The organism is Sphingomonas sp. SRS2 (genome assembly GCF_000971055.1).
Taxonomy (GTDB): domain Bacteria; phylum Pseudomonadota; class Alphaproteobacteria; order Sphingomonadales; family Sphingomonadaceae; genus Rhizorhabdus.
On the sequence record NZ_LARW01000103.1, the window covers coordinates 31,962 to 43,661 of the forward strand.

Sequence of the window (11,700 nt, forward strand, 5' to 3'; positions counted from 1 at the left end):
GCGTCTCGCAAGGCCGAACGGCCGCCCGAGCTTATGCGAGAAAGCCAAGCCGGACGGACGCTAGGCGCCCGCGTTTGAGGCGAAATCAAATAAGCTGGCTGAGCTTCGACGGCGCGGGAAAAGCACTATCCCGCGATTGCGGCTGCACCGCCGGCGCTTCGAACCGGTGCCAGCCGCCCGCCGACAGCCGTTCGAGCGGCTGGAAGCGAGTCTTGTACTGCATCCGCGGCGAGCCATCGACCCAATAGCCCAGATAGACATAGGCGAGGCCGCTTTCGGCGGCGCGGCGGATATGATCGAGGATGATGAAGGTGCCGAGGCCGGGGCGCGTCTCGTCATCGGTCTCGAAGAAGCTGTAGACCATCGACAGGCCATCCGACTGAACGTCGGTAAGGCAAGCGCCGATCAGCTTGCCGGGGCGGCCATCGATCGCAGGCTCCCGATATTCGACGATGTTGGTTTTCACCGGAGTCTGTTCGACCATGTCGGCGAAATCGAGCTCGTCCATCTGGGCCATGCCGCCGCCGGGATGACGCGTCTTCAGATAGCGGCGCAGCAGCGTGAACTGCTCCTCGGTGGTCCACGGCTTGCAGACGCTGATCTCAAGATCGGAATGGCGGCGTATCAGCTTGCGCTGGCTGCTATTGGGCTTGAACTCGCCCGCCACGACGCGGACCGAGACGCAGGCCTGACAATCGACGCAGGTGGGCCGATAGGCGACGCCCTGGCTGCGGCGGAAGCCGATCCGACCGAGCGCGTCGTTGAGTTCGCCGGCATTGGGGCCGGCCAGTTCGGTGAATACTTTCCGTTCGGTACGGCCGGGCAGATAGGGGCACGGGCCGGGGGTCGTCACGAAGAAGCGCGGAAAGCGAAACTGCGCCGTCATCCGAATCCAAGCCCCATTGCCACTGACCGCTCATCGATCAGGCATAACTATGCCTACGCATGAACGTCATGAAAAGAGCATTAACCCTGAATATTTTTGGGGCTTTTCGACGAAGGTCGAAGATGCGGATGCAGATGACCCAATATAGCCACCACCCTTTTGCGGGCGTGGCGACGGGGCGCGGGCTACGCCGCCTCGATCGGCGTGACGTCGTAACCCTCGGCGCGCAGCGCCTTGAGCAGGCGTTCGAGATGCTCGACGCCGCGCGTCTCGCACTCGATCTCGGCGATCAGGCCCTTGGCCGGCAGGGTCGTGAACACCCGCTGGTGATACACCTCGACGATGTTGACCTGCTGCTCGTCGAACACGCGCGCGACGTGGAACAGCGCGCCGGGCCGGTCCTGCAAGCGCACGCGCAGGCGCGCGAGGCGGCCCAGGCGGGCGAGGTCGCGTAGCAGCACATTGGCGAGCAGCCGCGTATCGATATTGCCGCCGCACAGGATGATACCGATGTTACGGCCCCGGAACATATTGGGGTGCGCGAGCAGCGCGGCTAGGCCGGCGGCCCCCGCGCCCTCGACAACGGTCTTCTCGATCTGGAGCAGCATCGACACCGCGGTCTCCAGATCGCGTTCCGCGACCAGGACGATATCGTCGACCAGGGCGCGAACGATCTCCGCGGTGATCGCGCCCGGTTGCCGGACGGCGATGCCTTCGGCAAGCGTATCGCCGTCGCAGGGCAGGATCAGCCCCTTCATCTTGGCGTACATCGAAGGATAGAGCTCGGCCTGGACGCCGATCACCTGTATCGGCTTGTCGGCCGCGTGCGCGACCACCGCTGCGCCCGAGATCAGCCCGCCGCCGCCGATCGGCACGATCAGCGTATCGATGTCTGGCGCATCCTCGAGCATTTCGAGGGTTACGGTGCCCTGCCCGGCGATAACATCGGCATCGTCAAACGGGTGGACGAAGGTGAGCCCCTCTTTGGCTTCGAGCGTGCGGGCCGCTTCATAGGCGTCGTCGAACCGCTCGCCGCTCAGGATTACGCGCGCGCCATGTCCCTCGGTCTGCTGGACCTTAACGGTCGGCGTGGGCTTGGGCATCACGATCGTCACCGGAATGCCGAGCCGCTTGCCATGATAAGCCAGACCCTGGGCATGATTGCCCGCCGACGCCGCGATCACGCCGCGCGAACGCTGCTCATCCGACAGGAGCAGCAGCTTGTTGAGCGCGCCGCGCTCCTTATAGGCGGCGGTGAACTGGAGATTTTCGAATTTCAGCCAGACATTCGCGCCAGTAATGTCGCTGAGCGTGCGGCTCCGCAGGATCGGAGTACGGACGATCGACGGCGAAATCCGCGCATGCGCCGCGCGGACGTCGTCGATGGTCAGGGGGACGCCCTCGGCGCCGCTTTGCTTGTGCACGCTTGCCATAATGCGCGGGCCATAGCGGATTGCGCAGCAGAGTCCTAGCATCCCCGGAAATTCCATCTTATGCGGGATGGCTATGACGAAAGTGACCTTCCTGGGGCTGGGCGCGATGGGCGCCCCCATCGCGCGACATCTGGCGGCCGCTGGCCATGATGTGACCGTCTACAACCGCACCCGCCAGAAGGCCGACGCCTGGGTCGAGCAGCATGGCGGTCGCGCCGCGCCCACCCCCGCCGCCGCCGCCGAGGATGCCGATGCGGTCATCTCGTGCGTCGGCGCGGATGGCGACCTGGAGGCGGTGACGCTGCGCAAGGACGGCTGCTTCGCGGCGATGAAGAAGGGCGCGCTGTTCATCGACCACACCACCGCATCGGCCAAGATCGCCCGTCAGCTGGCGGTCGAGGGACGTGACCGGGGTCTGCTCGTCGTCGACGCGCCGGTTTCGGGCGGCCAGTCGGGCGCGGAGGCGGGGACGCTGTCGATCATGTGCGGCGGATCTGACAAGGCGGTCGCCGCCGCAATCCCGCTGATGCAGGCCTATTCGTCGCGGATCGTTCATATCGGCGGTCCCGGAGCCGGGCAGACCACCAAGATGGTCAACCAGATCTGTATCGCCGGCGCGATGCAGAGCGCCGCCGAGGCGCTGCGCTTCGCCCAGAATGCCGATCTCGATCTCGAGAAGGTGTTTGAGGCCGTATCGGGCGGCGCGGGAGCGAGCTGGTATATGGTCAATCGCTGGAAGACGATGGCCGAGGACAGCTTTGACTTCGGCTTTGCGGTCGACTGGATGCGCAAGGATCTCGGCATCGCGATCGAGGAGGCGCGCAGCAATGGCGCCGCCATCCCCTTCGCAGCGCTCGCCGACCAATTCTATGCCGACGCGCAGGCGATGGGTTCCGGCCGCGAGGACATCTCCTCGGTGGTAAAGCGGTTGCCGAAATAGCCCCTCTCCCTTTTGGGAGAGGGAGGGGCCCGCGACAGAAGCTCGTGGGAATGTGAGGGCACGGTGGAGTTTTGATCAGATGTCGTGGCTCTTTAAGCGTCGTCCCCTCACCCTCCCAATGCTGAGCAATGAGCCCCTCCCGCCCCCCAGGTGGGAAAGGGGATTGTTTGTCGGCCTCGCCCTTCTCGCCTCCCCTGCATTGGCCGATGGCCTGATCGACAACGCCAACGGATACACGTTCGACACCAAGGGCCAGCTCGTCCGCTTCAACGGCCTGCTGATCGACGATCAGGGCAAGGTCGCGAAGCTGCTCGATCGCAACGACAAGCGTCCCGAGAAACTCGATTACCGGCTCGATGCGAAGGGTCGCACCGTCATCCCCGGCCTGATCGACGCGCATGGCCACGTCATGGGACTGGGCGAGGCGGCGCTGTCGCTCGACCTGTCGGCGACCAACAGCCTTGGCGAGGCGCAGGCGGCGTTGCGGAAATACGCCGCCGACCGGCCGACCCCGCTGTGGATTCGCGGCGGCGGCTGGAACCAGGAACGCTGGAGCCTCGGTCGCTTCCCGACCGCCGCCGACATCGATGCGATCGCGCCGGGCCGTCCGGTGGTGCTCGACCGCGTCGATGGCCATGCGTTGCTCGCCAACAGCGCCGCGATGGCGGCGGCGGGGATCAGCGCGAAGACTAAAAATCCGCCCGGCGGGCTGATCGAGCGCGACGCTAGGGGCAATCCTACCGGGGTCTTCGTCGATGCGGCGCGGGAGCTGATCACCAGCGCCGTGCCCGCGATGTTGCCACGCGACCGGGACGCGGCGCTGGCCAAGGCGCAGGAGATCCTGCTCGGCTATGGCATAACCGCTACCGCCGACATGGGCACCAGCGGCGAGGATTGGCAGGTGATGCGCCGCGCGGGCGACGCCGGGCGGCTGCGGGTGCGGATCATCTCCTATGCGGGCGGCATTCCCACGCTGCTGGCGGTCGCCGGCACTGGCCCGACCCCGTGGCTCTATGACGGCAAGCTCCGCATGGTCGGGGTAAAGCTCTATGACGACGGCGCGCTCGGATCGCGCGGGGCTTGGCTGAAAGCGCCCTATGCCGATGCGCCGAAGCAGACCGGTCTGCAATTTCTCGATGACGCCAAACTGCGCAACCTGATGAGCCGCGCGGCGATGGATGGTTTCCAGACCGCGATCCATGCGATCGGCGATGCCGCCAATGCGCAGGCGCTTGGCGCGATCGAGGAATTGGCAGAGACCTATAAGGGCGACCGGCGTTGGCGGATCGAACATGCCCAGATCGTCGACCCCGCCGATCTCGCACGCTTCGGCAAGCACGGCATCATCGCCTCGATGCAGCCGATCCACCAGACATCAGACCGGAGGATGGCCGAGGCGCGGCTGGGCCTCGGCCGGCTCGGCGGGGCCTATGCCTGGAAGGCGATGCTCGACAACAAGGTGCCGCTGGTCTTCGGGTCGGACTATCCGGTCGAGAGCCCCAACCCCTTCCCCGCGCTTGCCGCCGCGATCAGCCGGCAGGACGCGACCGGCCAGCCGCCGGGCGGATGGCAGCCGCAGCAGATCATTACCCTGCCCGAGGCCTTCCGCGCCTTCACCGCGACCGCCGCCTTCGCGGGCATGGCCGAAGACCGGATCGGCACGCTGACGCCGGGGCGGATGGCCGACTTCCTGATCCTGGATCGCGACATCTTCACTGCCGCCCCATCCGATATCCGCGCGGCAAAACCGCTCGAAACCTGGATCGGCGGCAAACGGGTGTGGGTCGCGAAATAACGTCATCAAAGTGACACCCGAGACGGGCATCGCGAAACCATGAACAGACTGATCCTCGCCGCCGCACTTGCCGCAACCGCAGCCACGTCCGCTCAGGCCGCTCCCCCGCCGAAGCCGAAGCTGATCGTCGCGATCTCGGTCGATCAATATTCGTCCGAAGTCTTCAAGCGCTATCGCCCGACCTACACCGCCGGCCTCAAGAGACTGGCGAACGGCGTCGCCTATCCGACCGGCTATCAGAGCCATGCCGCGACCGAGACCTGTCCCGGCCATTCGACGATCCTGACGGGTCGGCATCCGGCCGGCACGGGCATCGTCGCGAACAGCTGGATCGACGCCAAGACGGGGATGAGCGTCTATTGCGTTTCGGTCCCCGGCGTCGCCGAGAAGAGCGCGCGCGGGCCGCAGAACATGCGGGTCACAACCCTCGGCGACTGGATCAAGGCCGCCCAGCCGCGAGCCCGCTCCTTCGCGGTGGCAGGCAAGGACCGCGCCGCGATCACCATGGCGGGCAAGAATGCCGATGGCGTCTATTGGTGGGTCGACGGGACTGGCTTCACCACATCCTCCTATGCCGGCCCGGCGACGCCGCGCATCGTGAAACCCGCCGAGGCGTTCAACGCGAAGCTGATGAGCGCGTGGAAGGCGACACCACCGCAGCTCTGGCCGGCCGCATCGCCCACCTGCGCCGCGCTGTCGAAGCGGCAGCAGTTCGGTCAGCTTGAAGTGTCGGGCGCGATGCCGCCCGACATGGCAAAGGGCGTTACGGAGGGCGACGAGTTCCTGTCCAGCAAACGCTTCAACGACGCGATGCACGCGTCTCCCACCTTCGACGCGGCGGTCGCCGATTTCGCCATCGACCTGATCGAGCGAGAGAAGCTGGGCCGGGGCAGCGCCACCGATGTGCTGGCGGTGGGCCTGTCAGCGACCGACTATATCGGCCATCGCCTCGGCAATGGCGGCCCCGAAATGTGCGTTCAGCAAGCCGCGCTCGATGCGACGATCGGGCGGCTGATCGACCGGATACAGGCTTTGCGCATACCTGTCATGGTGATGCTGACAGCCGATCACGGCGCGACCGATGCCTCCGAACGGCATTTCGACGAGGGCGGGCATGGCTATCGCATCGATGACAAGAGCCTGATGAACCGTCTAAACGATGCGCTCGAAGCCGAGCTGGGCATCGTCTGGACGCCGCTGAACACCGAAGATCCCCAGCAGCTCTATGTCGTGGTGGACTCCGAGGAAGCACCGCGGGAGCGCATCCTTCACTCAGCCGTAGCCTGGTTAAAGGCCCAGCCCGAGGTGCGGGCGGTGTTTACCCGCGCCGAGGTGGAAGCCGCGACGGTGCCGCCCGGCACCCCCGCGGATAAGCTCACCGTTCTTCAGCGGTTTCGCGAAAGCTACGATGCGGAGCGCTCGGGCGACATCGCCGTCGCCTATGCCGAACGGGCCAGCTATGGCGTCCCCAACGCTGTGGGCGAAACCGTGGCGGGCCATGGCACCCCGTGGGACTATGACCGCCAGATACCGATCCTGTTCTGGTGGCCCGGCGCTCCCGCCGAAACCCGCGATCAGCCCATCGAGACGGTCGATATTGCGCCGACGCTCGCCAGTGTCGCGGGGATCACGCCGCCAGTTCCGGTCGATGGCGATTGCCTCGATCTCGGCGGCAATTGTCGGAAATAGCGACGGCCAGCCGGCGTTTCAGTGCGGCGTCGTCCGGACCGGCACGTGCCGCGTCACCCATTGAGGATGCCCCTCCGGCGATAGGGTGATGTCGGCAATGGTGACGGGATCAGTTCCGGTCTCGACCCATCCCGTTCCAAGGCAAAGATCGCAGATCGCGCGTTTGCACCGGAAGCTCACCAGGTCAATCTCGGTGTTCCACTGGCCATGCCCCTTGCAGACCGGACACAGCGCATCGAGCATGCCGTTGCGCGGCTGCAACGGAATTATGTCGAACGCATGCGGGCTTTCCGGCCCGAGAGGATAGACGATATTGCTGGCATGGGACATCGGCGCGACCTTCCAGCCGTGCAAACGCGCGGCGACCGTGCCGGGTCCGGAGCTACTTCGCCGCCTCGCGTCTTTCCTTCGCCAGCCGCGCCTCCAGCAACGGCTCGAACTTGTCGGCATAGGCGCGGCATGAGCCGGGATCGATGAAGGGATTGGGGTTCGGCGCAGCCCGGAAACGCGCCAGCTTCACGTCGCCGCCGGCCTGATCGGGATGCGAGCCATTTCGCCGCGAAGTCCGGCGCGATCGGCCGGAGCAGCGGATCATCCACCTCGCCGGCGCTGGCAACGACGGCGGTACAGGCGGCGGCCAGGGCGATGGCGGCGCGCACGATTTTTTTCATCCGGTCCTCTTCGGAAATGAATTCCGGGGAGGATGCCGCGACGATTTCGGCTTATCAACATGGGATGGCCCGGAAGAAATATTATCTCACCGCCACCCTGCCCGACGGCTATGTGAAGACGATCGGGCCGACCGCGCTCGACTTCACCCACTATTGGCGGGTCGTCGCGCAGCTTCCCAACGGCAAGAGCGAGGTCTTCTGGGGCCATAGCAAGTCGCTGCGCGAGGCGAAGGGCAAGCAGGGCGCGCTGATAGAGGCCGCCGGCATGCGCGGCTGGACCTCCTATGATTTCGATATCGTCGAACTGGAAAGGACGACGGGGCCCTAGCCGGTGATCTTCACCGCCAGCCGCGCCGCATAATCGCGCAGCCTTCCCTTCACCTTGTCGGCGAAGCTTGGCGGTCCGGCGTCGACCGGCAGGACCGGCTCTATCCGCTTGCCGACCTGGTTGCGCAGCAGCCGCTTCGGACTGTTGCTCCAGTCGGCGACCAGCGCGCTGGGCCAGCCCGCGGCGCGGACCTGGGTCGCGCGGTTGTCGGCGACGATCAGACCCGCCGAGCTGTTGCGCCGCGCCTCGGCGGCGATTGCGATGAAAGCCGCGTGATTCTCCTTGTCGGCCCCCTGAACGAATATGTTGCGCGCGATCCGCCCGGTCGCCCCTTCGGGCAAGTCGATCATGTAATTGGTCGCGCGGCCCCGGCTGTCGTCGAAGCTGCAATCGCTGACATCGATCCGGGCGGAACGGCTTTTCAGATAATGGCCGCCACGCCCCTTCTCGAACCGGCTGCGCCGCACCGTCAGCGAACGGAAGGCGCTCAGATAGATCGAGTGCGCGCATGGCAGGTCGCGGTCGCAGCGGCCGAGCCCGGAGAAGGTCGAGGCCGTGATGCGGACATCGGCGGCGGAATCGTCGCCGCCGCCCAATATCCCCTGCTCTGAATCACGGAAGACGCTGCGGTTGACACTGAGCGGTCCCTTTTCGATGCGGATGCCCGCACCATTGCCGTCGGGCACGCGGAGATTGCGGAACACCAGCCCGTCGACAGCCGCGCCGCGCCCACGCAACACGAGCACCGCCTTGCCCTCGCAGATGCCGCCGTCGAAAATCGCGGTCAGCGGCTTCTCCGCGCGATAGCTGATCTTCCCGCCGGTCTGGACCGCGCAGTCGCCATAGATGCCCGGCGCGATACGGATCGTGCCCTCTCCGTCACCGATCGCCACAACCGCGTCGGCGAGGCGGCTATAACCGCGCCCCGTCTGCTCGACAGTAAAGGGCGCGGCTGCGAGGGGCGCCGTAATCACCGCAACGAACAGCAAGAAAAAGCGCGTCATGGCTCCAGTCCTTCGAAGACCCGGGAGCGAGCCTCTGCCGGTTATATCAAATCATTGGCGACAATGTGAGCCGCAACATCCGAAGCCACCATAGCCTATCAAGGTGAGAATGGCGTTAACAGCGGCATGTCACGGAGCGTTTACGCCCCGACAAATGCTTGCAAACCCCGGAATAATGATGATGTAACATTTCGTCTGGGAGGCTCGCTCCTGGGGGGAGCGTTCATGCGTAGGGTATCGATTCGTACGATCGCCATTCTGGCGGCAATTCTGCTTGTCTTGCTGGCGGCGATCGAACTCGAACTTCACCGGCCACTCGCGGCATCGACCGGTTTGAAGGCGCACCATTTGTGGCTGGCATTGAGCATGCTCGCCTGGGCCGTTGGCGCAGTGCTTGCGGCGCGGCTGGTACAGGCGCTCGGCTGGAACCAGATTGGTCGCAAGACCGGCCGCTATGCGCCCTTCCTGCTGATCCAGATCACTAATGTCCTCATCTATATCGCCGCGGCGATGGGGATGGCGGGCATCCTGTTCGAAATCCCGCTGACCGGCGCGATCGCGACATCAAGCGTGATCGGCCTCGTCATGGGCTTCGCCCTCAAGAGCCTGATCTCCGATACATTCTCGGGTATCGCGCTCAACCTCGATCAGGGCTTCACGATCAACGACTTCATCCAGATTGTCGGCAAGCCCGGCACGATGAGGATTTCCGGCCGCGTGACCCAGATCAACTGGCGCAGCACCTATGTGCTGACGCCGGAAAATTCGACGCTGGTCATTCCGAACACCGTCGTCAGCGAATCGATCATCCTCAACTTCTCGAAGCCGGAGCCCGCGAGCGAGTTCGAGCAGATCGTAACGCTGGACTTCGAGGTCCCGAGCGACCGCGCCGTCCGCGTGCTGAACGCCGCCGTCCACGCCGCCGCGCGGGAGAATCCGGCGATCTGGGACTGCAAAGCACGGATCAGCGAGCTCAACAGCACCGGGATCACCTATAAGATCAAATATATGCTCAATCCGGCCAAGCTGGGCCCGGGCAAGGCGAAGCATTTCATCCTCAGCCATGTCGAACGGCAGATGAAGATGACCGGGCTGTCGCTGGCGCACGCCAAGGTCGACAACTGGGGCCGTGAGACGCCGGAGATGAGCCGCAGTCTCGGCGATATCTCGAACCGGCTGTGGCTGCTGCGGAAGGTTCAGCTGTTCAAGGGGTTCGAGGACCGGGAACTGGCGGATCTGGCCGAGCGGATGACGCTGTGCCACTTCGCGCCGGGCAAGAAGATCATCACCGTCGACGAGCCGGGACAATCCATGTTCATCCTGAGCGAAGGGCTGACCTCTGTCCGGGCGAAGGGCCACGACGGAGACGTCGACCTGGCGACACTGCTGCCCGGCGATTTCTTTGGCGAGATGTCGCTGCTCACCGGCGAACCGCGCAGCGCGTCGATCCTTGCGCTGACCGAGACCGTTGCGTTCGAGATCGACAAGGACGACCTGCTGCCGCTGCTCGATGCGAACCCGCATGCCGCGGAATTGCTCAGCGCGGCCGCGGCCGAGCGGCGGATCGCGACCGCGACCGGATCGGCGAAGCGCAACGAGGCGGCCTCCGCCGACCGCGCCTCGCTCACGGCCAAGATCTTTAACGGCATGATGCGCTTTTTCGGACGGAGCGGAACCGCCCCGGTGCTGGCAAGCGCATGATGCCGTCCCCGCGTTCCGTCGCCATGCTCCTGGCCTGCCTGCCCGTGCTGGGCGGGTGCGGCTATGCCGGGCCGAAATCGCTGCAAGCCAGCCGGCCGCTCTACAATCAGGCGATCGCGCAGACCAACGATCAGGAACTGCTGCTCAACCTCGTCCGCATCCGCTATCGCGACACGACCTATTTCACGAGCGTCGAGCGGATCGCTTCTTCGCTCGAGATGAATATGTCGATCGGCGGCAACGCCAGCCTTTCGGTGACGTCGAGCGCCGCGCCCAAGGACACCATCGGCCGGATCCTGAACCTTGGCCCGGGTTCGCTGGCGCTCAATGAGAAGCCAACGATTTTCTACACTCCGTTGGAAGGCGAGAAATTCGTCCGGCAGATGATGACGCCGATCAACACCGACGTCCTCTTGCTGCTCGTCCGTTCGGGCTGGTCGATCGATCGGGTGCTGCTGGTCGGCGTGATGGAAATGAACGGCCTCAAAAACGCCCCTACCGCGTCGGGCCCCGCCCCGTCGCGCGCGCCCGAGTTTCGCGACTTTGCCGAAGCCGTGCGGATGCTGCGTTCCCTCCAGCGCGACAACAAGCTCGACCTCGTCCGCTCCGGTGACAAGGGACCCATCGAGCTGCGCTTTACGCGCGGCGCGGCGCGCAGCCCCGAAGCGATGCGTTTCAAGACGCTGGCCGGTATCCTGCCGGATGCCGAAAATGTGCGGATCGAGGTTGCGGCGCGACCATCGGACAATATGTCGCTGGCGCTGACTACGCGCCCGGTGATGGCCGGCCTCCATTTTTTGGCGACCGGTGTCGACGTGCCCGCCGCCGACATCACCGCTGGCAAGGTCCGGCCGACGCTGCAGGCCGACGGATCACCCTTTGACTGGCAGACCATGCTCGACGGTCTGTTCCGCGTCCGGGTTTCGGCCAAGGAGCCCGAGGATGCGGCCACCAAGGTGCATTATCGTGGGTCGTGGTTCTATATTCCGGACAATGATCTGGAGGGTAAATCGACCTTCGTCCTGCTGACGCAGATCATCGCGCTCCATTCCGCACCGCCAACGGCGATCACGCCTCTCACCTATTCGATCGGTAAATGACCTGAGCGGCGACCGCCGCCCAGATCAACTCTAGGGGTTGTGGGGATTTAGGATTCACATTTTTGGGGAGATGTGATTCACACTTTGGATGGAACGCTTCGTACTGACCGACGCCCAGTGGGCAAAGATGGAACCGCATTGTCTGGGTAAGCC

At 65.0% G+C, this 11,700-nt stretch carries 11 protein-coding genes; 6 read left to right on the top strand and 5 right to left on the bottom strand.

Going from position 1 to position 11,700, the window contains the following annotated elements:
* Positions 1-85 precede the first annotated feature (85 nt).
* Together WP12_RS15485 and WP12_RS15490 are read right to left on the bottom strand one after the other, a co-directional pair.
* Positions 86-886, bottom strand: a complete 801-nt coding sequence (locus WP12_RS15485; RefSeq protein ID WP_046194579.1) for an arginyltransferase — start codon at positions 884-886, stop codon at positions 86-88.
* Between the two features lie 185 nt (positions 887-1,071).
* A complete protein-coding gene (locus WP12_RS15490) occupies positions 1,072-2,319 on the bottom strand; it encodes a threonine ammonia-lyase (RefSeq protein ID WP_046194596.1) in 1,248 nt (415 codons plus the stop codon).
* Positions 2,320-2,392: 73 nt separating this feature from the next.
* Here WP12_RS15490 and WP12_RS15495 point away from each other — a divergent pair, with 73 nt between their 5' ends.
* The 3 genes from WP12_RS15495 (at position 2,393) to WP12_RS15505 (ending at position 6,743) form a co-directional block, all read left to right on the top strand.
* The gene (locus WP12_RS15495; protein ID WP_046194580.1) at positions 2,393-3,259 is read left to right on the top strand and encodes an NAD(P)-dependent oxidoreductase; all 867 of its coding nucleotides are present in this window, start codon (positions 2,393-2,395) and stop codon (positions 3,257-3,259) included.
* A 118-nt stretch (positions 3,260-3,377) separates the two neighbouring features.
* On the top strand, positions 3,378-5,054 hold the full coding sequence (locus WP12_RS15500; protein WP_046194581.1) for an amidohydrolase: 1,677 nt from the start codon (positions 3,378-3,380) through the stop codon (positions 5,052-5,054).
* 39 nt (positions 5,055-5,093) lie between these two features.
* A complete protein-coding gene (locus tag WP12_RS15505) occupies positions 5,094-6,743 on the top strand; it encodes an alkaline phosphatase family protein (RefSeq protein ID WP_046194582.1) in 1,650 nt (549 codons plus the stop codon).
* Positions 6,744-6,761: 18 nt separating this feature from the next.
* Here WP12_RS15505 and WP12_RS15510 read toward each other — a convergent pair whose 3' ends face one another.
* Both WP12_RS15510 and WP12_RS15515 read right to left on the bottom strand, forming a co-directional pair.
* Positions 6,762-7,073, bottom strand: coding sequence for a hypothetical protein (locus tag WP12_RS15510; protein ID WP_046194583.1), 312 nt, complete (start codon positions 7,071-7,073; stop codon positions 6,762-6,764).
* Between the two features lie 52 nt (positions 7,074-7,125).
* A complete protein-coding gene (locus tag WP12_RS15515) occupies positions 7,126-7,338 on the bottom strand; it encodes a hypothetical protein (RefSeq protein ID WP_046194584.1) in 213 nt (70 codons plus the stop codon).
* A 140-nt stretch (positions 7,339-7,478) separates the two neighbouring features.
* On the opposite strand from WP12_RS15515, the gene WP12_RS15520 reads away from it, so the two are divergent.
* Positions 7,479-7,742 (top strand): hypothetical protein, encoded by a 264-nt coding sequence (locus WP12_RS15520; protein ID WP_046194597.1) that lies wholly within the window; start codon positions 7,479-7,481, stop codon positions 7,740-7,742.
* Here WP12_RS15520 and WP12_RS15525 read toward each other — a convergent pair.
* Complete coding sequence (locus WP12_RS15525; RefSeq protein WP_046194585.1) at positions 7,739-8,746, bottom strand: hypothetical protein; 1,008 nt, start codon at positions 8,744-8,746, stop codon at positions 7,739-7,741. The two genes, WP12_RS15520 and WP12_RS15525, sit on opposite strands and share 4 nt — an antisense overlap.
* A gap of 225 nt (positions 8,747-8,971) precedes the next feature.
* On the opposite strand from WP12_RS15525, the gene WP12_RS15530 reads away from it, so the two are divergent.
* Together WP12_RS15530 and WP12_RS15535 are read left to right on the top strand one after the other, a co-directional pair.
* Positions 8,972-10,447: a mechanosensitive ion channel family protein gene (locus tag WP12_RS15530; protein ID WP_046194586.1), complete on the top strand. Its 1,476-nt coding sequence runs from the start codon at positions 8,972-8,974 to the stop codon at positions 10,445-10,447.
* Positions 10,444-11,547 carry a hypothetical protein gene (locus WP12_RS15535; RefSeq protein ID WP_152664022.1) on the top strand — a complete coding sequence of 368 codons (1,104 nt, stop codon included), beginning with the start codon at positions 10,444-10,446 and terminating at the stop codon, positions 11,545-11,547. The genes WP12_RS15530 and WP12_RS15535 overlap by 4 nt, the downstream gene beginning before the upstream one ends.
* Positions 11,548-11,700 lie beyond the last annotated feature (153 nt).